General features: G+C 45.0%; 21 protein-coding genes and 1 riboswitch. Of the genes, 16 read left to right on the forward strand and 5 right to left on the reverse strand.

Features of this window, described 5'->3' with window-relative positions; translation table 11 throughout:
• Positions 1-21: 21 nt before the first annotated feature.
• Positions 22-237 (reverse strand): hypothetical protein, encoded by a 216-nt coding sequence (locus tag BK139_RS23720; RefSeq protein ID WP_139325626.1) that lies wholly within the window; start codon positions 235-237, stop codon positions 22-24.
• A gap of 405 nt (positions 238-642) precedes the next feature.
• Between BK139_RS23720 and BK139_RS12840 the strand changes: the two genes are divergently transcribed.
• From BK139_RS12840 to BK139_RS12890, 11 genes are all read left to right on the forward strand, one after another.
• On the forward strand, positions 643-1,578 hold the full coding sequence (locus BK139_RS12840) for a 3-hydroxyacyl-CoA dehydrogenase family protein (RefSeq protein ID WP_076259344.1): 936 nt from the start codon (positions 643-645) through the stop codon (positions 1,576-1,578).
• A gap of 18 nt (positions 1,579-1,596) precedes the next feature.
• The gene (locus tag BK139_RS12845; protein WP_076259346.1) at positions 1,597-2,358 is read left to right on the forward strand and encodes an SDR family NAD(P)-dependent oxidoreductase; all 762 of its coding nucleotides are present in this window, start codon (positions 1,597-1,599) and stop codon (positions 2,356-2,358) included.
• A gap of 57 nt (positions 2,359-2,415) precedes the next feature.
• Positions 2,416-3,699, forward strand: a complete 1,284-nt coding sequence (gene hisD, locus BK139_RS12850; protein WP_076259348.1) for a histidinol dehydrogenase — start codon at positions 2,416-2,418, stop codon at positions 3,697-3,699.
• Between the two features lie 51 nt (positions 3,700-3,750).
• Positions 3,751-4,755 carry a LacI family DNA-binding transcriptional regulator gene (locus tag BK139_RS12855; RefSeq protein ID WP_076259351.1) on the forward strand — a complete coding sequence of 335 codons (1,005 nt, stop codon included), beginning with the start codon at positions 3,751-3,753 and terminating at the stop codon, positions 4,753-4,755.
• 38 nt (positions 4,756-4,793) lie between these two features.
• On the forward strand, positions 4,794-6,104 hold the full coding sequence (locus BK139_RS12860; protein WP_076259354.1) for a GntP family permease: 1,311 nt from the start codon (positions 4,794-4,796) through the stop codon (positions 6,102-6,104).
• Between the two features lie 930 nt (positions 6,105-7,034).
• Entirely contained in the window at positions 7,035-8,834 is a 1,800-nt protein-coding gene (locus tag BK139_RS12865) for a sigma 54-interacting transcriptional regulator (protein WP_076259357.1), read from the forward strand.
• A gap of 153 nt (positions 8,835-8,987) precedes the next feature.
• Positions 8,988-10,184 carry an iron-containing alcohol dehydrogenase gene (locus BK139_RS12870; RefSeq protein ID WP_076259359.1) on the forward strand — a complete coding sequence of 399 codons (1,197 nt, stop codon included), beginning with the start codon at positions 8,988-8,990 and terminating at the stop codon, positions 10,182-10,184.
• A gap of 15 nt (positions 10,185-10,199) precedes the next feature.
• Positions 10,200-11,549, forward strand: a complete 1,350-nt coding sequence (locus BK139_RS12875; protein WP_076259361.1) for a GntP family permease — start codon at positions 10,200-10,202, stop codon at positions 11,547-11,549.
• 21 nt (positions 11,550-11,570) lie between these two features.
• On the forward strand, positions 11,571-13,028 hold the full coding sequence (locus tag BK139_RS12880; protein ID WP_076259363.1) for a CoA-acylating methylmalonate-semialdehyde dehydrogenase: 1,458 nt from the start codon (positions 11,571-11,573) through the stop codon (positions 13,026-13,028).
• 216 nt (positions 13,029-13,244) lie between these two features.
• A complete protein-coding gene (locus BK139_RS12885) occupies positions 13,245-14,213 on the forward strand; it encodes a methyl-accepting chemotaxis protein (RefSeq protein ID WP_286148727.1) in 969 nt (322 codons plus the stop codon).
• Between the two features lie 20 nt (positions 14,214-14,233).
• Positions 14,234-16,231, forward strand: coding sequence for a HAMP domain-containing methyl-accepting chemotaxis protein (locus tag BK139_RS12890; protein WP_076259365.1), 1,998 nt, complete (start codon positions 14,234-14,236; stop codon positions 16,229-16,231).
• 525 nt (positions 16,232-16,756) lie between these two features.
• Here the strand turns inward: BK139_RS12890 and BK139_RS12900 are convergent.
• The 3 genes from BK139_RS12900 to BK139_RS12910 form a co-directional block, all read right to left on the reverse strand.
• Positions 16,757-17,032, reverse strand: a complete 276-nt coding sequence (locus BK139_RS12900; RefSeq protein ID WP_076259371.1) for a hypothetical protein — start codon at positions 17,030-17,032, stop codon at positions 16,757-16,759.
• Positions 17,017-17,277, reverse strand: a complete 261-nt coding sequence (locus tag BK139_RS12905) for a CGCGG family putative rSAM-modified RiPP protein (RefSeq protein ID WP_076259373.1) — start codon at positions 17,275-17,277, stop codon at positions 17,017-17,019. The genes BK139_RS12900 and BK139_RS12905 overlap by 16 nt, the downstream gene beginning before the upstream one ends.
• Before the next feature lie 63 nt (positions 17,278-17,340).
• Entirely contained in the window at positions 17,341-18,306 is a 966-nt protein-coding gene (locus BK139_RS12910) for a nuclease-related domain-containing protein (protein ID WP_076259376.1), read from the reverse strand.
• Positions 18,307-18,651: 345 nt separating this feature from the next.
• On the opposite strand from BK139_RS12910, the gene BK139_RS12920 reads away from it, so the two are divergent.
• Both BK139_RS12920 and BK139_RS12925 read left to right on the forward strand, forming a co-directional pair.
• On the forward strand, positions 18,652-20,658 hold the full coding sequence (locus BK139_RS12920) for a penicillin-binding transpeptidase domain-containing protein (RefSeq protein ID WP_076259382.1): 2,007 nt from the start codon (positions 18,652-18,654) through the stop codon (positions 20,656-20,658).
• Positions 20,659-20,973: 315 nt separating this feature from the next.
• Positions 20,974-21,057, forward strand: a riboswitch (cyclic di-GMP riboswitch).
• Positions 21,058-21,210: 153 nt separating this feature from the next.
• Positions 21,211-21,441, forward strand: a complete 231-nt coding sequence (locus BK139_RS12925; protein WP_076259385.1) for a hypothetical protein — start codon at positions 21,211-21,213, stop codon at positions 21,439-21,441.
• A gap of 121 nt (positions 21,442-21,562) precedes the next feature.
• On the opposite strand, the gene tagU is transcribed toward BK139_RS12925, so the two are convergent.
• Positions 21,563-22,483 (reverse strand): polyisoprenyl-teichoic acid--peptidoglycan teichoic acid transferase TagU, encoded by a 921-nt coding sequence (gene tagU / locus BK139_RS12930; RefSeq protein ID WP_076259387.1) that lies wholly within the window; start codon positions 22,481-22,483, stop codon positions 21,563-21,565.
• Between the two features lie 183 nt (positions 22,484-22,666).
• Between tagU and BK139_RS12935 the strand changes: the two genes are divergently transcribed.
• The 3 genes from BK139_RS12935 (at position 22,667) to BK139_RS12945 (ending at position 26,959) form a co-directional block, all read left to right on the forward strand.
• Positions 22,667-24,313, forward strand: a complete 1,647-nt coding sequence (locus BK139_RS12935; RefSeq protein ID WP_076259390.1) for a hypothetical protein — start codon at positions 22,667-22,669, stop codon at positions 24,311-24,313.
• 321 nt (positions 24,314-24,634) lie between these two features.
• On the forward strand, positions 24,635-25,471 hold the full coding sequence (locus BK139_RS12940) for a hypothetical protein (RefSeq protein WP_076259393.1): 837 nt from the start codon (positions 24,635-24,637) through the stop codon (positions 25,469-25,471).
• A gap of 105 nt (positions 25,472-25,576) precedes the next feature.
• Positions 25,577-26,959 carry a S41 family peptidase gene (locus BK139_RS12945; protein ID WP_076259396.1) on the forward strand — a complete coding sequence of 461 codons (1,383 nt, stop codon included), beginning with the start codon at positions 25,577-25,579 and terminating at the stop codon, positions 26,957-26,959.
• Positions 26,960-26,965: the final 6 nt, after the last annotated feature.

Genomic DNA, 26,965 nt, shown 5'->3' on the forward strand with positions numbered 1-26,965 from the left:
TTCTATTAGTAATGTTCACACTCACACATCACATCTGCCAAACTCCGTAACTGGAATCAGTCTATCTTCCTTTTCTATTAAAGCAGGCAGCGTATGCGTGCTGGATTGCTCTATTTGCAAAATTCCCCTCTCTATTTGCAGATTAGCCATTCTATTTGCGGGTTCCAGCAATCTATTTGCAAAATGAACTTCTCTATTTGCAGGATTCCCGTTTCTATTAGTAATGTTCACACTCACACATCACATCTGCCAAACTCCGTAACTGGAATCAGTGTAACTTCCTTTTCTATTAAAGCCGGCAGCGTATGCCGTGCTGGATTGCTCTATTTGCAAAATTCCCCTCTCTATTTGCAGATTAGCCATTCTATTTGCAGGTTCCAGCAATCTATTTGCAAAATAAGTTTCTCTATTTGCAGCTTTCCCGATTCTATTAGTAATGTTCACACTCTCGGGACCAGGGCGGTCCGGCAAGGATGGATCTGTCAGTCATTTTATTAAAATCAATCAAACGTTTGATTAATGTTTCACCTGAAAACAAATGAATATTTTAACAATTTATAATTTTATATTGAAATCACAGCGCTTACATTGTATATTGAATACGTATTCAAAAACTAGAAATTTCAGAAAGATGGTGAGCGATTGGAGAGAATAGCTGTACTTGGGTGCGGCACGATGGGCCATTCAATTGCGCTTAATGCGGCTTGGGCCGGACTGAGCGTGACCATGCAGGGAATCAGCGACGCCGACCTGGAACAGGGCTGGACCAATATGCTGAAGAAGCTTGAGGTTATGCTCAATAACGGTATTTTATCCGAATCGGAAGCTGGCCACATTCAGGAAAACATTAAAATGACTGTCTCTGTTGAAGAAGCAGTTCAAGGTGCTACTTTCGTGATTGAAGCTGTACCGGAAAACATTCAATTAAAGATTGACTTATTTAAGCGTCTTGACGCTCTTTGTGCTCCTGATGTCATTCTCGCAAGCAATACTTCAGGACTCAGTCCAACAGAGATTGCTTCAGAGACTGCCCATCCGGAACGAACAGTAGTGACACACTTCTGGAATCCGGCGCATCTGATTCCTCTAGTAGAGGTTGTTCGCGGTGAGAAGACCGGCGATGAAGCAGTGGAAAGATCCTTTCAGCTTTTAAAGCAAATGAAGAAAAAGCCGATTGAAGTGAAAAAAGAGGTTCCCGGTTTTGTCGGAAATCGCCTTCAATATGCACTTTTCCGTGAAGCCCAATACCTTCTGGAGGAGGGCATCGCAAGCAAAGAAGATATTGATGATGCGGTTACTTACGGAATTGGACGCAGGCTGCCGGTTTCCGGTCCATTGATGACAGCCGATATGGGCGGACTGGATGTCTTTTCAGCCATATCTGATTATCTGTTCCAGCACTTATCCAGTGCAGAGGAATCTTTGCCGGCACTAAAGAAGCTTGTGTCTGAACAGAAGCTCGGTGATAAAACGGGTGAAGGCTACTACAAGTGGGATGAAGCTTTTTCCAAAGAGTACAATCAGAAGAGGGAAGCGGAGCTGATCCGTTTTCTAAAGAAGGATCTGGGAATTCAATAATTCTGATGGAGGAATGGTATGAAGAACTTTCCTGACCTGGAGAATAAATCGGTAATCGTGACAGGCGGAAGCAAAGGAATCGGCAGGGATATCGCCATGTCCTTTGCCGAAAACGGAGCGAAGGTTGTGATTGTGGGGAGAAATGAAGACGCTCTCCGCCAGACAACCGATGAGCTGAAAAAAATTAACACCAATAGCTATTATGTTTCCGCTGATTTAAATAATGTCTCAGAGATTAAAAGAATGACAGAAGCAGCAGTGGATTATATGGGCTCACTCGATGTTCTGATCAATAACGCCGGAATTAACCGGGCCAAGCCTGCCATGGAAGTAACGGAAGAGGACTGGGACCTGACGCTTGACACCAATTTGAAGGCAGCGTTTTTCTGCAGTCAGAAAGCAGCAGAGTATATGATTCCGAATCAATCCGGCAAGATTGTCAATATTGCTTCTCAGATGGCGTTTGTCGGCTACTACAAACGGGCGGCCTATTGTGCAAGCAAGGGCGGCATGGTGCAGCTGACGAAAGCGCTCGCGGTGGAATGGGCATCACATGGCATCAATGTAAACGCGGTGGCACCAACCTCCATCGAAACCGAGCTGACTTCAAAAATGTTTGAGGATAAGGAATTTGAAAAGGAAGTCTACGGCAGAATTCCGCTTGGAAAGCTTGCGGATGCGGAGGATGTCTCGGCCGCAACTCTATTCCTTTCTTCTAAACTATCAAAGTTCATCACAGGCGATACAATAAAAGTAGATGGCGGCTGGACAGCCATTTAAATTTTTTTCCTTAATTTTGCATACGTATTCAAATATAAAAACAGGAGTGATATAAAAATGGCAACTTTCTTAAAACAAGGCAAAAATGATCAAGAGGTACAAGAAGCAGATGTAAAAGTAAGAGAATCGGTGAGCGCCATTCTTAAAAATATCGAAGAAAACGGAGATGCAGAGGTTCGCAAGCTTTCCGAGCAGTTTGATAAGTGGTCACCGGAGCAATTTAGATTAACTGAAGAGCAAATCCAGGAGATCGTGGCATCTGTACCTGAACAAACAATTAACGATATCAAATTTGCACAGGAACAGATCCGCAATTTCGCCGAGCATCAAAAAGCATCATTGAAAGATATTGAAGTGGAAACCTTGCCTGGCGTGTTCCTTGGACACAAAAATATTCCAGTAAACAGTGTCGGCTGCTATATCCCTGGCGGACGCTACCCGATGGTTGCTTCCTCCCATATGAGTGTTCTGACTGCGAAAGTGGCAGGCGTTAAACGCGTGATTGCCTGCACACCTCCAATTAAAGGAGAAATTCCTTCGGCAACGGTAGCCGCTATGCACCTTGCGGGAGCTGATGAGATTTACCTGCTTGGCGGAATTCAGGCAATGGGTGCAATGGCAATCGGAACAGAAACCATCGAGCCGGTTGATATGCTTGTCGGGCCAGGGAATGCGTTTGTAGCGGAAGCGAAGCGCCAATTGTATGGAAGAGTCGGAATCGACCTGTTCGCCGGTCCAACAGAGGTTCTTGTCATTGCGGATGAAACATCCGATGCTGAGATAATTGCAACGGATTTATTAGGACAAGCTGAGCATGGACCAAACTCTCCGGCATGTCTAATTACAACATCTGAAAAATTAGCGAATGAAACAGTGGCAGAAATCGAACGCCAGCTGGAGACTCTTCCAACAGCAGATGTTGCAGGAGCGGCATGGAAAGAATACGGCTCCATCATCTTAGTAGACAGCCTGGAGGAAGCAGTAGAGGAAGCGGATAAACTGGCTTATGAGCATGTGGAAGTTTTAACTGAAGATCCAAACTACTTCCTTGAGAACATGACTAACTACGGTGCACTTTTCCTTGGGCCTGAAACAAATGTGGCTTACGGTGATAAAGTAATCGGAACAAACCATACGCTTCCAACGAAAAAAGCAGCCCGCTACACTGGCGGACTTTGGGTGGGCAAATTTCTGAAAACATGCACATACCAGAGAACAACGCCTGAAGCGAGTGCGAAAATCGGTAAATATGCATCCCGCCTATGTGACCTTGAAGGCTTTAAAGGCCACCAGGCACAGGCTGATCTTCGTGTAAAACGCTACAGCAGTCTCGTGAAGTAAGCAAAATCTGATATAATTTCTCTGTCTAGACTCGGGCAGGAGGAACACGCATTGAAAAATAAAAAAGTGACAGCCATGGATGTCGCCCGATTGGCAGGCGTTTCCCAATCGAGCGTATCCCGGGCTTTTAGTGAAAATTCAAGTATCTCGTCAAAAAAGAAACAGCTTATTCTGGATGCTGCCGAACAGCTTGGATATCAGCCGAATGCCATAGCACGAGGCCTGATTACCAATCATTCCCGCATCATTGGCGTTGTCATGCGGAATATCCAGAATCCTTTTTATCCGGAAATCCTCGATAAATTTTACAGCAGGCTGGCCGAAAAAGGGTACAAGGTGATGTTTATCAACTCCCAGAATAACGAAATCCAAGAGGATGAAGTGAGCCATTTAATTGAGTACAGCGTTGAGGGAGCCATCATTACCGATGCGCTTTTGACCTCATCGACTGTGCAGAAATTTACACGCAATGGCATCTCGGTCGTCCTGTTTAACCGATATGTGAACGATTCCTTAAGCAGTGCTGTTGTATGCGATAACTTTGCTGCCGGGAAAAGGATTGGGCACTACTTAATAGAAAAAGGACATGAAAATCTCGCCTTTATCTCCGGACCGATGAATACATCAACAACAGTTGATCGAAAAAATGGCTTCCAGGAAGCTTTGGCAGAACACGGCATCTCTTCCTTTTTAACCGAAAACGGCCTTTATTCATATGAAGGAGGATTTGCTGCAGCTCAAAAATTATTGGAACGCAGTAAAAAGATAGATGCCATCTTCTGTGCAAATGATATATCCGCTTTTGGCGCAATGGATTATCTGAAAAAACAGGGCATCAGAGTCCCTGAGGATATCTCTGTTGTAGGCTTTGACGATGTGGCTATGTCAGATTGGTCATCTTATGAATTAACCACCTGGCACCAGCCGGTTGACGAAATGGTCGATTATTCGATTAATCTTCTTTTGGAGCATATTAACGGGGACACGGACACCCCTGAAATCCAAAGATTAGAAGGCCATTTGGTGGAAAGAGGATCAGTAGCGGACAGAAGGTAATGGAGAGAAGGTGTGGGTTTTCGGGATAGGAGGATCTTATGCTAAGTATGATTGGATTGCTTGGGGGGATCGGGCTTCTCATCTATTTGACGATGAGAGGGATGAATCTGCTGCTTGCTGCCCCTCTTTCAGCTTTTATTGTTGCAATATTCAGTGGATTGCTGATTTTCCCTCAGCTGGCAGGCGAGGGTGAGGTCAATTTTCTGACTAACTATATGAACGGATTTGCCGGCTTTATTACATCGTGGTATTTGATGTTCTTATTCGGGGCCATTTTCGGAAAACTAATGGAAGACAGCGGAGCAGCCGACAGTGTTTCCAAATGGATTATCGATAAAATTGGCATGAAGCGGGCAGCATTAGCCGTTGTCATTGCCTGTGCGGTCTTAACCTATGGCGGTGTAAGTCTGTTTGTTGTAGCCTTTTCCGTCTATCCAATGGCATTGAGCCTATTTAAGGAAGCCAACCTGCCAAGAAGATTCATTCCGGCAGCTCTTGCCTTCGGTTCGACTACTTTTACCATGACGTCGGCGGGTTCACCGGAAATCCAGAACTGGATTCCGATTGAGTTCCTGGGCACTTCTCCATATGCCGCCTGGGAAGTCAGCTTGATTGTCGCTATCTTTATGATGGCATTCGGATACTGGTGGCTGAAGAAAATGATTAACAAGGCGATTCGCAATGGAGAAAAATTTGAAGCAAGAGAAACGGATTCTGCACTAATCCGTGAAAACTTGCCAAGCCCATTATTAAGTATGATTCCGCTATTGGTCGTCCTTGTGATTTCGTTTATTTTCCATGATTCATTAGCACAGTCAGCCTTGATTATTGCCTTATTGAGCGGCTGTTTTGCAACTTATTTTCTTAACCTTAAGTATTTTACCAATGTATGGGGTGCCGTATCAGAAGGAACCATCGGCGCATTGATTGCCATTGCCAATACATCTGCAGTGGTGGGCTTTGGCGGTGTGGCTAAAGCAACCCCTGCCTTTGCCAGTGCAGTAGATGCCATGACCAGCATTCCGGGAAGCCCTTTAATCGGCGGCGCCCTGGCTGTTGCTGTCATTGCCGGCCTGACCGGATCTGCTTCCGGCGGCCAATCGATTGCCCTGCCGCTTCTGGCCCCGCATTATCTGGATATGGGTGTCAATGCAAGTGAGCTTCACCGTGTTGTGGCGATATCATCCGGATCAATTGATTCCCTGCCGCATGGCGGTTATGTTGTGACAACCATCCGGGCGATCTGCGGCGAGTCCCATAAGGATGCTTATCCGGCATTTGGGGCATTGACAGTAATTGTGCCGATACTTGGTGTTATTTTAGCGGTCATATTATTCTCGATTTTCTAAAGTGCTTAGCAGAAAGACAGAGGGTTTGGGCTCTCTGTCTTTCTTTCTATTAAAATGGTGCGGTCTCCGCTGTGCGGAATTGCTCTATTTGCAGAATTTCTGGGACTATTTGCAAGTTGGGACATGCTATTTGTAGGTTCAACCAGTCTATTTGCAAAATTGAGCTTCTATTTGCAGGTTCAACCGATCTATTTGCAAAATGTGCCTCTCTATTTGCAGATTTCCCGATTCTATTAGTAATGTTCAAAGGTCCGAAACTGGAATCAGTTTATTTTTAAAAAGTGTTATTTTCTATAAAACTCGGCGGCATCTGCTGTGCGAAATTGCTCTATTTGTAGGATTACCATCACTATTTGCAAGATGGGCCATGCTATTTGCGGGTTCAACCGATCTATTTGCAAAATAAGCATCTCTATTTGCAGATTTCCCGTTTCTATTTGTAATGTTCAAAACTCCGAAACTAGAATCAGTTTATTTTTAAAAAGTGTTATTTTCTATAAACTCGGCCGCATCAGCTGTGCGGCTCTATTTGCAGAATTACCATCACTATTTGCAAGATGGGCCATGCTATTTGCGGGATCACCCGGTCTATTTGCAAAATAAGCATCTCTATTTGCAGATTTCCCGTTTCTATTTGTAATGTTCAAAACTCCGAAACTGGAATCAGTTTATTTTTAAAAAGTGTTACTTTCTATAAAACTCGGCGGTATCCGCTGTGCGGAATTGCTCTATTTGCAGAATTGCCATCTCTATTTGCAAGATGGGCCAAGCTATTTGCGGGATCAACCGGTCTATTTGCAAAATAAGCATCTCTATTTGCAGAATTCCCATTCCTATTAGTAATGTTCACACTCAGGCACCACACTGGAACCTATCTATCTTTTAAAAGTGTTATAATTTAGAAAATTAAAATTACCGGAGGAGTTCCATATGCCTCAATCCATTTCTGATAAGAAAGAGGACTTACTAAATGATGAGCATCTAAAAGTGAAAAACTGGATGACACCCAGCCCGTTTTGTATTCAGCCGGGGCAGACACTGGCAGAAGCCTCCAAAATGATGGCAGATCTTCATTTGGAAAGCCTGCCTGTCGCAGATGAAAGCAATCGCTTAGTTGGAATGATCACTTCCAGGAAGCTGCTTAACTACTTTGCCCAGGGCAACCCGGGAGATGCTTTAATTGGCAGCATTCCCAAATCGAATCAGGCAGCTGTCCGGCCGGATGATTCTATCCTTGAAATCATGTCGCTTCCATACGATCAGCTTCCTGTCACGGGTGAAGATGGAAAGCTCCTTGGCATTCTGACAGCCAGGGATATCCTGGATGGGCTCTCCAAATACCTGTATAAGCTGAGGCAGCAGCATAATTCCGAGGGTGCACTTGGCGCCATTTTGGAAAGCGCCTATGAGGGAATAGCGGTTGTCGATGAAAACGGCATTCTGCAGGAATTTAACGAAGCCTACAGCCGCTTTACCGGCATAAAGCGGGAGGATGCGATTGGCAGGCATGTCACAGAGGTGATTGATAATACGCATCTTCACGAGACTGTTAAGACCGGAATCGCTGAACGGGGGGTTCTGCAGAACATCCAGGGGCATGACATGGTGGTGCACCGTATCCCCCTCTGGAAGGAAGGACGGATTGCCGGCGCCATCGGAATGCTGATTTTCGAGGGAGTCACAGAAGTCTATAAAATCTATGAAAAACTGCAGGAAAATCAGGATGCCAAGCCGGATCTTTTCACAAAGAAAAAGGAAAATGACAGCCGGGTCACCCTTGACCAGATCATGGGAACAAGTGAAGGAATCATGGAAGTGAAGCGGCTGGCACGGAAGGCTGCAAGGACTGCGGCCACTGTACTCGTAACAGGAGAAAGCGGGACGGGAAAAGAAATGTTTGCCAAGAGCATCCATCACCTAAGCCCTTTTTCCACCGGGCCTTTCATCAGTGTTAACTGCGGGGCCATTCCGGAGCCTTTATTCGAGTCTGAACTGTTTGGCTATGAAGAAGGCGCCTTTACCGGGGCGAAAAAAGGCGGCAAGCCCGGGAAGTTTGAGCTGGCAGACAACGGCACGATTTTTCTCGATGAAATCGGTGAGATGCCGCTTGTCATGCAGACAAAGCTGCTGCGGGTCCTGCAGGAAAAGGAAGCTGAACGTGTCGGCGGTGTGAAAAAGTATCAGATAAATGTCAGAGTTATTGCCGCGACAAACCGCAATCTTATGCAAATGGTTGAAACCGGGGAATTCCGGGAGGATCTTTATTACCGGCTGAACATCATCCAGCTCCATATCCCTCCGCTGCGCGAACGGAAAAAGGATATTCCTGTTCTGCTGGTCCATTATCTGAAGGAAATCTGTGAGAGGTACCAGGTACCTGGAAAACTATTTACATCTGAGGCGGTGAACGCTTTTGTCCAGCATCCGTGGAGAGGGAATATCCGCGAGATGGTAAATACAGTGGAACAGCTGGTCACACTGGTTGATGGGAAGGTCATTGACTATCATCATTTGCCGGAGATGCTGAAAAAGCCGGAACCCGCTTTGAAAAAAGTGGATCGGGCTGCAGGGTCTATTGAGGAAGCTAAATTACTGGGCAGCCAAAGAGAGTCTGAAATTATTCTGGATGCATTAAGAAGAGCAGGCGGAAATAAATCGAGAGCTGCCGATTTGCTTGGAATTCATCGGACAACTCTCTATCAAAAACTGAAAAAGCATAGAATAACCTGAATGCAGTGTAGTGGTATCGCTACAAAAAATCTACATTTGTAGTGTAGTGACTACACTATTACAGAAAGAAAACACTGTCTTTACTGGGTTTCAAAGTTGGCACGCTCCTTGCAAGTATAAGTAGTAATAGAAAAAAAAGGGGTGGAATGTCCAATGGAGAAACCAGCAGTTTTCCGGGTGCCGGAAGCGATCTTTTATGGAAGGGGATCTTCCGAAAAAGTTGGTGCTGAAGCAGCGCTCAGAGGGAAAAATGCATTAATAATCAGTGATAAGATAATGGATCAGCTTGGATATGTAAGTGAATGCAGAACCTATCTTCAGGAGGCGGGCGTACAAAGTGAGGTCTATCTGGGGGTCGCATCAGAGCCGACTGACGAGTATGTAGCAGAAGCACTCGAGCTATTTCAAAAACAGCAATGTGACCTGGTTATTTCAGTAGGCGGCGGCAGCTGTATCGATACAGCAAAAGCCATAGCGGTTTTAGCAACAAACGGCGGCTATATCGGCGAGTATATGGGAGGAAAGAAACTGGCACAGAATGCACCGGTTCCTCACATAGCGATTCCGACAACAGCTGGGACTGGCTCTGAGGCCACAGATGTAACCGTCATCACAAATTCATTCAATGATGTCAAAATGATGATCAAACAGCCTGCTTTTATGCCGAGCGTGGCAATTGTGGATCCGCTGCTTACCCTTTCCTCACCAAAGAATGTCACATCGGCAACCGGTGTTGATGCGCTAAGCCATGCGGTTGAAGCATATCTATCCAAAAAGGCGCATCCGATGACAGACACAATGGCAATATCAGCCATGAAACTGATCGTGGAAAATATTTTAACCGCTTACAATGAGGGAAACAATGTCGATGCCCGTGAGGCGATGAGCCTTGGATCCCTGCAGGCTGGAATGGCGTTTTCAAACGCATCTGTATGCCTTGTGCATGGAATGAGCCGTCCAATTGGCGCATTATTCCATGTTCCTCATGGAATCTCGAATGCCATGCTCCTGCCGGCTGTTCTTGAGTTCAGCCAGGAAGCATGTGTGGACCGCCTGGCGGATATCGGCCGAATTTTTCAGCCCGATAATGAAAGCCTTACCAATGAAGAAGCTGCAGAAGTGGCTGTTCAATCCGTCAAAGAGCTTTGCCGGAAATTAAATATTCCGAACTTAAGAGGATGGGGAATAGACGAGGAAGCCTTTAAGAACGCGGTTGGCAAAATGGCAGACGACGCCATCGACAGCGGCAGCCCAGGCAATAACCCAAGAGTTCCGGCTAAGAGCGAACTTGAAGAGCTATACCATGTTTGCTACGATTATCAGTTTTCCTCTGAAACCGAGAAAGTGTAACAGGGGGACATACAGATGATTGGAATGCTGGGGTTAATCGCTTCGCTGCTTCTATTAATGTATTTAACTATGAAAGGCGTAAATATTATTATTGCCGCGATCATCAGTGCAGTTGTGGTTGCTCTGACAGGAGGACTTAACCTTGAGACAGCCCTGACAGAGCATTATATGACAGGCTTTACAGGTTATTTTTACTCGTGGTTCCTCATCTTTTTATTGGGAGCCATATTCGGAAAAATCATGCAGGTAACCAAGGCGGCTGACAGCATTGCGAATTGGGTCAAGGATACACTTGGACCATCAAGAGCGGTATTTGCAGTCGTGGCGGCAGCAGCCATCATGACTTACGGAGGCGTCAGCTTGTTTGTTGTAGGCTTCGCCGTTTATCCAATTGCTGTGTCCCTATTTAAAGTGGCAAACCTGCCGCATCGTTTTATCCCGGCGGCATTGGTGTTCGGATCCATATCCTTTACGATGACAGCACCGGGCTCACCGGAAATCCAAAACCTGATTCCGACAGAGTTTTTCGGAACAAAGCCGACAGCGGGCGGAATCATCGGGGTGTTAATGGCCCTTCTGATTATGGTAATAGGCGGTATTCTGCTTAGCCGGATGGTGAAAAAAGCGGTGAATAATGGCGAGGTATTCTCCTTGCCAAATCAGCCGGCCGGTGCCAATGAGTCGGCAGCAGCTCTTGAATCGGAGCTGGAAATGCAAAGACCAAATGCTGCTCCGGCAGGGAAAGACTATCCGCATGTGATCATGGCCATCTTACCGCTGGCCTCGGTAATTGCGATTTTAAATACGGCAGCCAACTTTACTTCTTCCACGGGGGCCGCATTGATTTCCCTGACAAGCGGTATCGTTCTGGCATGTGTATTGATGATGAAATATTTAGTGGGGTTCTGGGAGGCGCTTGCCAAGGGTGCCCAGGATGCTTTAGTTGCTGCAGCTAATACATGTGCGGTTGTAGGCTTCGGAAGTGTTGCGGCTCAGGTTGCTGCGTTTGACACCTTTGTAGATGCACTGGTAAATATCCCGGGGCCTCCGTTAATGGGACTGGGGATTGCCGTTACCCTGATATGCGGTATTACCGGATCGGCATCCGGCGGCTTAGGCATTGCACTGCCGATTCTGGCGCCAATGTATATGTCGCAAGGACTGGACCCTGGTGCGATGCATAGAATTTCCGCGCTTGCATCCGGCGGACTGGACTCACTGCCGCATAATGGCTATGTCGTGACAACGATCCGGGCGATATGCGGGGAAACCCATAAACGCTCCTATTGGCCAATTTTCATTCTAAGTGTAGCAATGCCAACGGCTGTACTATTCCTGGCAATATTCTTATATTCAATCTTTTAATTTCGAAAGGGGATTTTACTTATGACAGCGACAACAACTACAGTATTAAAAAACTTTATCAATGGCGAATGGGTGGATGCCAATACAGAGAAATTTGAAGTAGTGCCAAACCCTGCAACAGGCGAAGAGCTTGCCCGCACACCGATTTCTACACGTGAAGATGTCGACAATGCTGTACAGGCAGCCAAGGAAGCTTTTAAAGTCTGGAGTAAAACGCCAGTGCCAAAAAGAGCGAGAATTCTATTTAAATACCAGCAGCTTTTAATAGATAACTGGGACGAGCTGGCAAAGCTGATTACACAGGAAAACGGCAAAAACTATAAAGAAGCATACGGCGAGGTGCAGCGCGGAATAGAATGTGTGGAATTCGCCGCAGGAGCTCCATCCCTCATGATGGGGAAACAGCTTCCGGATATTGCGACAAACATTGAATCAGGCATGTACCGCTATCCGGTTGGTGTCATTGGCGGCATCACGCCTTTCAACTTCCCGATGATGGTTCCCTGCTGGATGTTCCCGCTTGCGATTGCGTGCGGCAACACATTTGTATTGAAGCCATCTGAAAGAACGCCAATCCTTGCTAACCGCCTGGCAGAGCTGTTCACAGAAGCGGGCCTTCCAGCTGGCGTATTCAATATTGTTCATGGCGCGCATGACGTGGTAAACAGCCTGATCGACCATAAAGATGTACCTGCGATCTCATTTGTTGGCTCCCAGCCTGTTGCCGAGTATATCTATAAATCTGCAACAGCAAAAGGCAAACGCGTCCAGGCGCTTGCTGGTGCCAAGAACCACTCAATCGTGCTGCCTGATGCAGACCTTGATGGAGCGGTTAAGGAAATTATCGCTGCTGCGTACGGTTCAGCAGGTGAAAGGTGCATGGCCTGCTCTGTAGTAGTAGCCGTGGATTCCATTGCCGACGAGCTGGTTGCGAGATTAAATGAACAGGCGAGCCAGCTGACAATCGGAAACGGCCTGGATGAAAATGTATTCCTTGGCCCGGTCATCCGACAGGAAAACAAGGAACGCACAAGCAATTACATTGAAATTGGCGAAAAAGAAGGAGCAAAACTTGTCCGTGATGGCCGCAAAGACGAAGCATACCACGAAAACGGCTACTTCATTGGACCAACGATTTTTGATAATGTAGATCCATCAATGAAAATCTGGAAAGAAGAAATTTTCGCACCGGTACTTTCTGTGGTGCGTGTAAAAAATCTTGAAGAAGCAATCGAGCTTACGAACAAATCGGACTTTGGAAACGGTGCATGCCTATTCACTGACAGCGGAAGCAGCGTCCGCTACTTCAGAGAAAACATCGAGGTCGGCATGCTCGGAGTCAACATCGGCGTACCGGCGCCAATGGCCTTCTTCCCATTCTCCGGCTGGAAAAACTCCTTCTATGGAGACCTTCACGCAAACGGAACGGACGGAGTGGAATTCTATACAAGAAGAAAGATGCTGACTGCACGCTGGTAAGCGGGACGAGGGGACAGGTTCCTTGTCCCAACTAACATTGGGGACAGCTAACCTGTCCCCATGTCCCGTTTTTCTATGAAAACAACCGCAGAGACACTTGCCATAAAAGGCAGGTGTCTCTTTTTTGTATACATAGACCTATATATTTAAAAAAAGAGTGAAAAAGGTCACAAAATTTCCCGTTTTCTGTCGATATAATAAAGGAGTATATAGGAGATGGGGAGATCAATGATGTTCGGAAAAGGAAAGTTGAAGCAGCTGGAAGATGAAAAGCGGGAACTGGAAGCAAAACTCCAGTTTGCTGAAGAAGAGTTTCAGCGCAAGGAAAATTTTTATCAGACACTGATTCAATCATTTAATGAAGATTTGACAACTACAGTAAGCCAGCATGAAATGGTCAATGGTCAGCATTATATGCTGGGGGACCTGGTTCTGAAAATAAAAGACGGTTTTGAAAATGTTAAAAAACATAGCGAAGCTACTTTTTCAAACAGCCTCACTCTATCGGGTAAAGGGGAAAATCTGATTCAATCTGCAAAAGAGATGGTCAAAAGCTCGGAGGAAGGCCGCGGATCCGTCAGCAAGTCTGAGCAGCTGATTAAGCAGCTGGGAGAGCAGCTGGAAGTGAATTCACAGAAAATGGAGGCGCTGAGCAAACGGTCCAAAGAAATTGAGATGATTGTTCAGGTCATTAAAGATATTGCAGAGCAAACGAATCTTCTTGCATTGAATGCATCCATCGAAGCGGCACGAGCAGGCGAGCAGGGTAAAGGATTTGCAGTCGTTGCGGATGAGGTCCGGAAACTGGCCGAAAGCACAGCGACAAGCACCGCGAATATCAGTTCCCTGACGAAAAATATTCAGGACGATATTGAAGCAACATTGAATTCAACAGTCGCAAGCACCGAGTTAATTAAAAATGGCATGTCCCTGAGCGGCCAAACTACCAGTAAAATTGATTCGATCACGAACCTGATCCGTACAGTTGAAGCCGAAGTCAGTGAAGTGATTGAAATGATCAACATTCAGAAGGGATATTCCCAGGAGGTGGCAGGTGAAATTACGGATACAAAGTCAGTTTTTGATCAAGTGAACGAACTGATTCAGAGGCATATTGACGATGCCAGGGTTGTTGACGAGAAGCTGGAAGGCGCCATCTCGCAGGTTAAGGCGGTAAATTACTAAGTTTTAAAAGGGGTCACATGATGAAAAAGAAAAAACAGAAAGAAAAAGGGTCGCTGTTTTCATTTACGATTAGAAAGAAATTATTGCTTTCATTTATTATTATTCTATTAATTCCTTCTATTTCAATCGGCTACATATCCTATCAGAAGGCGCATGATGAGATAAAGAAACAGATTACCATGAGTGCTGTTGAAAATGTTAAGATCCTTGATCAATTTATTATGAACTTTATTAAACCTAAGATGGAGGATACAAATTACTTTTCCAAGCGGATCAAAAAAGATTTTTATACAAAGGAAGAATTAGATAAAACAACAAATGCTTTTAGCCAGTATAAAGAGCTTCATCCGGAGGCAGTCGCTATTTATGCCGGTTCTGAGAATGGCGATTTAGTCATCTATCCGCGTGCAGATCTGCCAGCTGACTTTGATGCCACCACACGCCCCTGGTATAAGGGAGCCATGGAGGCCAAGGGAAAAGCCTTCATTACAGAGCCATATGTTGACGCTGTCAGCGGAAATATCCTCATCACTGTAGCTCAAAAGCTTGGCGACAGCTCCGGTGTTATTGGAATTGACTTAAGCCTATCTGCTCTTAGTGAGCTATCCAATAATATTAAAATTGGGAAAGAAGGCTATCCTGCCATTTTAAGTGCAGAGGGAAGCTTTTTAGTACACCCGCAGGAGAAGCCGGGCACACAGGCAGAGGGAAGCTGGCTGCCGGAAGTCCTAGAAAAGGAAAAGGGACAGGTTGAGTACACGATTGATGGCGTAAAGAAAGAGATGCATTTTACTACTAATGGCCTGACAGGCATGAAGGTACTCGGCACGATGAACCTGGGAGAAGTGACGTCGGCTGTCCAGCCTATCTTAGTCTCGACAATCATATTTATTGCCATCTTCGTCCTTGTGGGTGCATTTGTTTCCTATATTATTGTACGTTCGATAACGCGCCCGCTCAATCAGCTCATCGCGGCAACCGATAAAGTCAGCGAAGGGGATCTGACCCAGAAGTTTATTGTCAGGAACAACGATGAAATCAGCAAACTGGGTGTCAGTTTTAATAAGATGGTCCTGTCACTGCAGCAGCTGATCAACCAGGTGAGCGAAAAAGCGGTCCATCTTGCATCCTCATCGGAACAGCTGACAGCAAGCTCTGAGCAGAACAACATGGCAACAGAGCAGGTGGCCAATTCCATTCAGGAAGTAGCTTCGGCAACTGAGCAGCAGACTGAAAAGGTGAAAGAAAGCACCTCTGTCGTCAAAGAAATGTCCGGCCGCATTCAGCAAATTATGAGTAACACCAATGTCGTGGCCAAAACGGCCAATGAGACAAATGAAGTCGTGGTAAAAGGAAATGAAGCCATCGACCTTTCGACGAACCAGATGAAAAATATTAATGTAACAGTCTCAGAACTGGGTTCCATTGTTCATACATTAGGGAAGCGTTCTGAGGAAATTGGCCAGATTGTCAATGTGATTTCTGCCATTGCCGATCAGACGAACCTGCTCGCACTCAACGCAGCCATTGAAGCGGCAAGAGCAGGTGAGCACGGAAGAGGCTTTGCCGTTGTAGCCGATGAAGTCCGCAAGCTGGCAGAGCAATCGTCCAAGTCAACCGAAAGCATCCGCGAACTGATCTCTACTATTCAGACAGATACAAACAAAGCCATCTCTTCCATGGAAAAGGGAACAGCTGAAGTGGAAAAAGGAATCGACCTGGTGAACAATGCCGGAGATGCCTTCAGCCACATCCAGCAATTTGCCGACACCGTTTCAGGCCAGATCGCAGAAGTGTCATCATCCATCAGGGACATGGCCGAAGGCGCCGACCAGGTAGTGGAACTCGTCAGCGCAATCGAAGAAATTGCCGCTGTCACAACAGCCGAAAGCCAGGACGTATCCGCTGCTACAGAAGAACAGCTGGCGTCCATGGAAGAAATTGCGGCATCGGCTGCATCGCTTTCAGGGATGGCTGAGGAACTGCTGGATTCTATTAAGAGGTTTAAAGTGGAGTAAATAGGATGGGCCCGCCAGGAGTGGCGGGTCTATTTTTTGTTTGTGCTGATTCTCTGGGGAAGCGTGTTCAGAATGTGAACACTGCAAATAGAGTGCGGAAACTTGCAAATAGGTGCTTTAAACTTGCAAATAGGGCTAGGAATTCAGCAAATAGAACAGGTAAAGTGCAAATAGCTAGCCGGATTCTGCAAAAAGACGAACTGCATACTGAGCAGGAAACGGCTCACATAGAGATTTGCAAATAGAGCCGGAGATTCTGCAAATAGCAGACTGGATTCAGCAAATAGCAAACTGAATTCTGCAAAAAGCGAACTGCATACTGAACAGAAAATGGCTCGCTCAGTTGATTTGCAAATAGAACCGGGGATTCTGCAAATAGAACAGAGGAAGCTGCAAATAGCAGGCTGCATTCTGCAAATAGAACTATAAAAGTGCAAATAGACGCAGGCTTCCTGCAAATAGAGCACACTCCTCACCAAATAAAAAAAGCTGCAAAAGCGCATCCAGCGCTTTCGCAGCTCCTGTTTAAGGAAAATAGATATCCAGACGATTTTTGTCTTTCCGCATAATATAGTAATTTTGAAAATCTTCACCTATGAATATGTCACGATACTTCTTGGAATTGATGGTTACGATCCGTTTCCTGTCCCTGATAAAATATATCTTTCCATGGTGTACGCAAATCTCATTAAAGCTGATTCCATCACGATCGATAAGCTCATCATCATAATAGGAATTAAAAATAACACTCCGATTTTTATAATCACACAAAATAGTCATATCTCTCACTTGTTTTTCCATACCCTCAAAACATACCCCCCGCATCCGCATTGATCGATAAATTGAGTGTCCACTTTATTTCCGAAGTATATGAGCAGTGCTTCAGTCAGGTAGTTATCGGGATTTCCTAACTCAGCCGGTGTGACTATATTGACATAATACCCTTTAGCCGTCTGGCTTACTGCCGCCATTGCATCGTTGGTCAGAAGCTCCACATCACTAGCGTAATTACCATGCTCAAGTGAAATAGACCAGTTCTTTTCCATATTAGCACCTCAATTCAGCCTAATTATAAATTAACTTATTGGAAAAATTTGTGAGGTGTATCACTATTCAGGGGATTTTTCATAAATACGGTGTCTTTTATTTCTTTTAAAAGAAAGGTCCATCCTGGAGAGTAATCTTGAAGCCGCATAGGGGGATGGGATATGGGTGAATGAGCGGAATTCCGAGTTGGTAATTGCCGGCTTAATAAGCCGGAAGTAGTCTTGGACTGCAGCCTCATGTGCTAAGGGAGTGGAAAATAAACACATTGGGCAGTGCCATTTCCCCCAATGAAAAATCATCGGAAGGGAAGCACATTTAGGGCAGCTGACTCCAGTGAGAATTTCTTCAGCTGAGACATTGAATTGCTCAAGGATCTCAGATTGTACAGGGGTATGTTTTTTTAACATAGTCCGGCACAGCTTCCGAATCTCCTTAGAGTCAGTTTTTTCATGAGGGAACTTATTTTCAATGCCATTCATTTTGGATAAAAGGTGATGAGAGTGTAAGACTTTCTTAGATATTTGCAGCGGATCTGTCTCTGCCTTAATTATGGTGGAAGGATGGCTGATTATTACTAAAAAATCAAGAGGAATGGTAGGAAATCCATTAAGGTCAAGCCAGTTCCTAAACTGATTCGTCTGATGCCGGGCTTGTGAAATGGGGTCTGGAAATCCTTCTTCTTTGTCATTTTGGATGCGGATGACCTGCTGGAAATGAGGGTTGAAAAACAAGGTGCCTGTCCAATTTTTAACTTCTAATATGAGTCCGAAGTTTGCAGTGAGCAGCAATGCATCGATTTGGAAAAATTGTGATCCGTTTGATAACCGCAAATCATGAAAAATCCAATACTTCTTAGGTTCCAGAAAGCTTAAATAATAAAATAACCGTTCTTCTCCCTTAAAGCCAGCGCTTCTTTTTTTGTATTCTGAGATTAATTTCTCACGTGCGGGATGCTGTTCGGGGATTCTTCTTACCAATGCTTCAAGCTGGAGGTTTATTTCGGGGACTTTCAGACTTTTACTGATCAAGTATAGCTCTCCTTTCTGTGTTTACTTAGTTATTTTCGATATAAATGTCTATATACCTCTTTTAGACGGGATTCTATTTGCAGATTTTCATGCTCTATTTGCAGAAACAGCCACTCTATTTGCGAGTGGTTTTTCCTCAAATATCCTATTTGCAGGAAGCAGGCAGCTATTTGCAATTTTCCGGTTCTATTTGCACAAATGCCCATTCTATTTGCAAAATCACACATCTATTTGCAACCTTCCCCACTCAATTTGCAGAGTTCACATTCGACAAAATTCAAGTGGTACCTGTCACTAGGAAATTTCTCCAATTAAATGATAATATAGTATCAGGGAGGGTGATGTATGAGAAAGGTTTTATATTTTGTTTTTGCAGCCCTGATTTTGGCCGCTTTGAGCGGGTGCAATAAGGAGATTAAGCCGCAGGATCGCTTTTCGCAGTATGTGGAGCACTGGAATAAGCAGGAGTTTGAGAAGATGTATGAATTCCTGTCGGAGGATGCGAAGCAGTCGATCAGCAAAAAGGATTTTGCAGCCCGGTATGAAAAGGTTTATAAGGATTTAGAGATAGATAATCTGAAGGTAACATACAAGCCGGATATGGAAAAGGAATACAAAAAAGCAGAAAAGGCAAGTTTTCCTTTTTCAGCAAGCATGGACAGTGCTGCCGGCAAAATTGAGTTTACCCATGATGCCAAGCTTGTGAAGGAAGAAGCGAAAGAGGAAGAAAACTGGTATGTTGCCTGGGATACGACTTATATTTTTCCCGAGCTAGGGCCAGAGGATAAAATCAGTTATTCAACTGTTCCGGCGCAGCGCGGAGATATTGTGGACCGCACAGGTGACCCGCTTGCTTTAAATGGCACCCTCTATGAAATCGGTGTCGTGCCTGAACAGATGGGTGACCAGAAGGAACAGACCATCAAAGGCTTGTCTGCAGCCTTGGGAATGTCAGAAGAGCAGATTAATAAAAGCTTGAACGCGAGCTGGGTCCAGCCGAGCTATTTTGTTCCTATTAAAAAAGTGTCCCCGGATGATCAGGCGACACTTGATAAAGTGTTCGCATTGCCAGGCGTCCTGAAGCAGGACATCAAAGGCAGAGTGTATCCAATGGGTGAATCAGCCGCACATTTAATCGGCTATGTCGGCCAGATTACTGCAGATGAAATGAAAGAGCGTAAAGGCTATTCAAGCACCGATATCATCGGGAAAAGAGGACTTGAACAGGTCCTTGAAGAGCGATTAAAAGGTTCCAATGGAATCAAAATCGGCATCCAAAAGAAAGACGGTTCTGATGTGGTTCTCGCTGAAAAGCCGGTAGAGAACGGTGAAACGATTCAGCTTACCATCGACATGAACCTGCAGAGATCTCTTTACACAGAGCTTGGAGGAAAGCCGGGAACCGCAGCGGCAATTGACCCGGTAACCGGAAGTACACTGGCACTTGTCAGCAGCCCGAGCTTTGACCCGAACCAGGCTTCACTCGGTTTTACCGCCGATGAATGGAAGGCGATTGAAGCAAATAAGGACATGCCCCTTCTGACACGGTTCAAGCAAACCTATGCGCCAGGTTCCGTGATGAAGCCGCTGACAGCAGCAATCGGACTGACAGAGGGAACATTAACTCTTGATGAAACCATTAATGTCAAAGGACTGCAATGGCAGAAGGATAGTTCCTGGGGCGGCTATAAAGTCACTCGTGTCAAAGATCCGGGCGGACCGGTCAATTTTGAAAAAGCAATGATGTATTCGGATAATATCTATTTTGCCCAGCAGGCGCTTGAACTGGGAAAAGAAAAGTTTTCAGCCGGACTCAAGAAATTCGCGTTTGAAGAGGAAATTCCATACGCATTCCCGCTGGAACAATCTAAGATTGGCGGCCTTGATACGGAAATCCTGCTCGCTGATTCGGGCTACGGCCAGGGACAGGTGGAAATGAGCATTGTCCATCTCGCAGCATCCTACACACCTTTTATCAACAAAGGCTCCATGATCAAACCTGTTCTCCTGGAAGAAGAGGAAAAGGGCCAGGTGCTGAAGGAAGCTATCATGAGTGAAGAAACAGCCGGCACGGTGGCAGGCGCCATGGCTAAAGTCATCCAAGACCCAAGCGGAACCGGCCGTACGGCTTATATGAAAGATTACCCGCTGGCCGGGAAAACCGGAACAGCCGAGCTGAAGAAAAGTGCAAGCGAAAAAGGCCAGGAAAATGGCTTGTTCGTTGCCTACAACCCGCAATCTCCTAAGCTGCTAATCGCGATGATGATAGAAGGCGTTGAAAACAGCGGCGGTTCGAAAGTGGTAGTGGAGAAAGTGAAAAAGGTTTTTGAAGAGCATAAAGGGCGATTTTAAGAACAGAGTCTGCATCCATAGGGTGCAGGCTTTTTTTATGCCCGGCGAAACATTAGGACTGCTGTGAACCTTGAACAGTCCCAGCAAATAGATGGCCTGATACCGCAAATAGCCAGCATGAACTTGCAATTAGATATCTAATCTTGCAAATAGCAGTCTTAATTTTGCAAATAGAAGAGGAAAACCTGCAAATAGAGGACAAGTTTCTTATCCGCCGGGCATATATATATATATCAAAAGTAATGTTATTATAAGATTTTATCGAAAATTGTTGAAATAAATAGCTGAAAAGTCTTATTATAATAGTAACGATAAACAAATATTCGGCAAACTTATTGAAAAATAAGGACGCAAAGCCACGAGTCTAAGGTCATGGACTATGATAGTCGGGTTGCAGGTGTATTTGGTGCCGGAAAATTGGCCCTAAACTCATTGTAACCAAACATCAGGTCTGCCTTAATGCAGGCCTCTTTGCTGTTTGGATGTTTGCTGGTGTGCAGATAGGGAAACGAATAAATGACTGAAAAATCTAATAACAGGAGGCGGATTTTAATGGGTGTAATATTTGGAACGGTGGAATACTTTGAAAAAGAGATAAAAGCTTATCTGGCAAATAATCGCTTAAAGGAATCTAAACTTGAAAGGCTGAAGGCGATTACATCCAAACTTGAAAATGAACTGCTGTATGACTTCTCTTGTCATGAAAGACTAAGGCAGGAATGCCTGAAGAATCTTTCTGAAGCATATGGCAAAATGACACAGGGAAAGGCAGTTGCAATGTAATCAGGTTTTCTTCTAACACTCCAGGTTGATCTTCTCGAAAGCTTCTGCAGAACAGTCCCTCCCTGCATGTTTTCATATAAAAAACAGTGCATTCCCCCATCAGGAATGCACTGTTTTTAAGTTATAATCCTAAATGTCCCTTCAGCTCACCCTGGACCCGCTGCTTTTCTTCATCTGGCACTATCAGATACCAGATGTCCCCTATATACTGGCCATCGCCTTCTATGGTCAGCTGCTGAATGTTATTTCTTGTGTCTTTATAATTCTTTTGAATATCCATCATTTCTTTAAAGGTAATATCAGTTTTGACGTTTTTGCCGAGCGCTGCAAAGATGTCATCAAAACGAGTCAGGGAGCTGAAGCTCGCCCCTTTGTTAATAACACCCTGAATCACCTGCCGCTGTCTTTGCTGGCGGCCAAAATCCCCATTCGGGTCATTCTTTCTCATTCGCACATAGGATAATGCTTCGCTTCCGTTAAGGTGAATGCTTCCCTCGTTAAAATGGAATTTCCCCATGTTGAAGTCTGTTTCGTTGGTTACATCAATCCCGTTGACAGCATCTACAATATCCTTAAAGCCATCCATATTCATTGTAATGTAATAATCAATCGGGATATCCAGGAAATCTTCTACTGTATTGATGGCCATCTCAACATCGCCAAAAGCATAGGCATGATTGATTTTGTCTTCCGTTCCGTGCCCGATGATGTCAGTCCGCGTATCTCTGGGAATGCTCAGCATTTTGACAGATTTCAAGTCGGGATTAACAGTCAGCACAATCATCGTATCCGATCGGCCTTTGTCTCCCTTACGCTCGTCCACTCCAAGCATTAGGACCGAAAACGGCTCTCTATCTTTTAAGGTAATCGTTTCTTCACGCTTCTCCGATTTTTCCCGCTGAATCGGCTCCTGCATGGTATCAACAGCAGAAGTCAAAGAGTTATATACATAAAAAGCATAAGCGCCTGCACCTAACAGCAATGTGATAATAAACAGCACGATAACAAGAGTCCACTTTTTCCGTCCCTTTTTGCCAGCCAAATGATTTCACCTCAAATTAAAAATCCTAGATCGATAATACCACAATTGTAATGAAAAAGAACTATCCTGGATGTGCCGCAGCAGAAGTGTTTTTTATATTTATTTACCTATAGAATTTAAAGAAACCCGGGACTATAATCGAATGGAATTTATTATCAGTTCAGTTAAAAGGAGGAGAGTTATTTGAAACCTGCCAGAAAGGTGACCTCATGTCTCGCAGGAGCAGCTATCTTTTCAGCAATACTTTTTTCAAGCGGAGCAGAACCTGCTAAAGCCGCAGCTTCATCAGTCTACGCAGAAAAGCTCGTAAGGCAGTCGGAGAGTTATGCAGGGTCTCTTAAGTGGGCCATTTCTATTGAAGGAACAGGTGATGGCAAGACTATACCATGGGGTTATTATAATGGGACGAAGACAGCTTATGCTCAAGCAAAAAAGGCAGTCGGGAGCCTTCCCCAAAGTGCAAAGAAAATGGAGCTTCTAAATCGCCTGGAGAAAAATGTGAACTTATATATCAGTGTGCAGCCTGGCAAGACAGGCCGGGCAGTCGCTTATATCGATGCGATCAATGCAGGAGCAAAAATAGAGAAAGCAAAACTCTCCCTGAAAAAACAGCTGGACAAACATATCATAAACAATGAAACAGAGCGGCTATATCACAATCTGTCATGGGAGCTAAAAAAGCAATCGTATCTCTTGGACCGGGTGTACGGCCAGACCACCCGGGACTTAATCCGCCAGCATTTTAAAAAGTCGGGCGAACAGGTGCGTGGACAGGCGCTTTATCCCGTTTCTATTAAAATGGCTTTAGATAAAGTGAAAACCAATATAGACAGCGGAAATTTACCTGAATCCAACAGATATCTGGATGAAACATATGCTTTATTTGTTAATGGGGAAAAGACAGGAAATCTGCTGCCTTCCTCAGCCATCTATCAAACTTTAATGAAAACATACGAAGAATATCAAACGCTAATCAGCGAATGGGACCAGGAAGAAGTAACGCTGGAGTCGGCATTTGTCCGTTATGCAGGCAGTAAAGGAACACACCTGACAATCAGTAAAAACCACACCATGATGCTGAGTTTGACAGATGCCTATCCGCTCGAATCATTGGAATTACATTTGTCTGCACCAGCAAAAAAAGCAGTTGTCTATGTTACCAGAGAGATGAATGGAGAAGAAATGACGGAAGAAATTCACTCAGTGGAAAAAGCGGACCGGCTTTCTGCAGATTTATCTCAATCAGAACTTTTCAAGCTGCCCGACCCAACTCTAAAAGAGAATGACGGAGCTCCTGGCCGCACTTTCCGCTTCAAAGTCGATGTTACAAACCTCTCCGGTGAAACCAAGTCTTATTACGCGAATCTCGGGATCGGTGCTTTCAACTATGGAAACGGCTTTAAAAGAGGAACCTATTACACTGACTATGGGTACTCAATCGATGTGGCAGGGGCGTTCACACTCTTTGACCATGGCAATGGCTTAGTCTATATTCCGAGAGACGAAAGCTGTTTAATTGATGACCCAATAAAGGGAACAGTCATTTGTGATCCGACCGGACACTTAAGCCTCAGAACGCTTGAACAGGGAACAGACATAGAAGCCCTGAAGCGTGAGGCGCTGCAATCATACGGCACACCAGTGAAGGGCGTGGAGGAAGAGCTGCTTCCAGGAACTCTTTATCATGTTCACACTGCTGCCAATGGCTTTTACTTGTATGAAATGGTCATAAACCACGATGGCCGGCTGATGCAGATTAATTATTCCATTGAGCGCAATGCAGATTATGTGCGGGATGGCATTGAAGCTATGTTAAAGAGCATTAAATAAAAACCTATTTAACCATTTTCTATGAAAAGGCTCTCCGAAACAGGAGCCTTTTTTTACGGCTAAATGTGAACAATGCAAATAGCAGCCAGCTTTCTGCAAATAGATTTCCAATTTGGCAAATAGAATCCCGGCTTCTGCAAATAGAATTCCATACCTGCAAATAGAGAAAGAAATTCTGCAAATAGAACTTTCAGACTAACTGCACAACTATAAATAGGGACTATTTTCTCAACTTTCTTAATCTATCACCTTACTATTACCTGCGCCAAAATATTTACAGTATAATAACCTTGATAAAAAATGGAAGGATGGTACAAAAAAGTGAAAAAATGGGTAACTGTTATTCTATCTTTCTTAATGCTGTTCGGATTTACAGCACCTGCGGCAAGCGCAGCTGAAAGCAATACGTTCTGCAATCAGTACAAAGGTGTGAAGAAGATCTGGTGGGACGGAGTGGAATTAAAGTCCGGCCAGATTGGGCGTTTGACGGTCCTAAAAGACACAACTCTTTACAAGCTTCAGGGAGAGAAAAAAGTCCCTTCCCGCACATTGAAGAAAGGCGAGTTTTATCGTATTTATGCCTTTAAGCCCGGCAAGCTGAGTGTAGGCGGCGGCTATTATGTAGACCGCGACACAAAGGTGAAATATGAAACGCCTAGCAAAACAAAACTAAGAGCAGCTCAATGCATCCATAATCCTTATGGAAAAATGGGCAACCCAACTACAGTTGGCGTTACCTGGGACATGACGGCCAATGACTGGATGGATGGCAAAAAGAAATACCAGATTACCATGACAGAAGCCGTAACCGACGCCAATCAGGCGTGGCAAATGATGCAGCAGGCAAATTCGCTGAATCCTCCTCCGCCTGCAGGAAAAAAATACATCCTTGCTAAATTCAAAATTAAATTAATCGAGTATGAAGGAAAGACATTTGATTCCTGGATGGTCAATAAGGCCATGTTTGATACGGTCACACAAAAAGGCGCGCTGAATGATCATTACATCGGCTTTGTTACGCCAAGCCCTGAACTTCAGGATCTTTACAAAGGCGGCCAGACTGAAGGATGGGTTCCGTTTGTTGTGGATGCCAATGACAATCCTTATATCGTCTGGAATCGCGGCTGGGAAGATGAGCTGTGGTTTAAAGTACAGTAATAAAATGGATGGGGCCTTCTCTTATGAGAGGGCTTTTTCACTGCAGAATATCACCCTCTCATCCGATAAGATAAGTAGAATTCAATCAAGAGAGGATGAACAAGCATGCTTTTAAAAAGGTATTTCTCTGTTTTATTGGCTCTGATTCTATTAGTTAATGTCTCTGCTGCATCAGCATCGGCAGGGCCGGTTGAAGAAGCGAGGGAGCTCATCCGGGATTATTATGTGGAAGAGCTGCCGGACTGGGTGCTGGCCAAGCCCTCGATTAAGGAAATGGTCCGGTACCTGGATCTATACTCTGTTTACATGTCAGCAGAGGAGTTTGCGGAATTTACGAATGCCATAGAACAGCAACTGGTCGGCATTGGCGTGGTTTTAGAGGAGAGTGAAAATGGGATCCGGATCATGTCCGTTATACCGGAGGGTTCTGCTGCAGCAGCTGGACTGAAACCGGGGGACATCTTAGTGAAGGCGGATGGAACCAGTCTTGCTGGTGAGTCCGTACAGACCGCGATTTCACTGATAAGCGGAAAAGAAAACACCAGTGTTACGCTCACTTTTATCAATAGTGAAACCGGGAGCATGCAGACAATGACCATTCCGCGCAAGGTGATTCAGCTTCCTAATGTGGAATCCCGCATGCTCGGCGGAAATATTGGCTATATCCGCTTAAACAGCTTTTCTATGAATGCTGCAGAGGATATTGCCGCGGCTATTCAAAAACTTGGGCCGGCAAATGGCTGGATCTTTGATATCACCAATAATGGCGGCGGTTATGTTTCCGCGGCTCAGGAGACAGCAGGCTTTTTTCCGGGAGTGACGAAAGCGTTTCAGCTGAGATACAAAGGAAATCAGGCACAGGTTTATCAGGCGATTCAGCAGCCTGTGGGCTTCACCTCACCAGTGCATATTTTAATTAACGAAAACAGTGCCAGCGCCTCTGAAATGGTCTCCGCCTCCGTTAAGGAACAAAAAGGAGCTGTTCTTTACGGCCAGAACACATTTGGGAAAGGATCCATGCAATCACTGTTTACCTTGAGTGATCAGAGTGTTCTTAAACTGACCACCGCCAAATTCTTCTCGCCGAAGGGATCTCCAGTCCATGAAATTGGCGTTGCTCCGAACATTAAGACAGCTGCAGGTGATGAACTGTTCATCTCACATCGTGATCAGCTGGTAAGCGGCCTTAAGGGATACAGGAAGCTGCCAACGCTGCAAAATGTCCCAGTCACCAAGACCTTCACTGTAAAAATGAATGCCGGCATGCAATGGGATGGATTAAAGAAGGGGGATGTTCAGCTGATTCAGCTTGGCGGCGGTGAAGCTGAAATAGACGTGCAGGTTACGGACGAAAAAACGATCAAAATCATACCGAAGAAACCTCTCGCTTCTAAAGGAAACTACCTGCTGATCATCCATCCAAACTGGAAAGGATTAAATGACCGGAAGATGAATGAAGGCATCTGCTTGGAAGTAACGGTTCAATAACAAAAT

It is taken from the genome of Paenibacillus sp. FSL R5-0490, from assembly GCF_001956215.1.
Taxonomy (GTDB): Bacteria; Bacillota; Bacilli; order Bacillales; family Cytobacillaceae; genus Cytobacillus.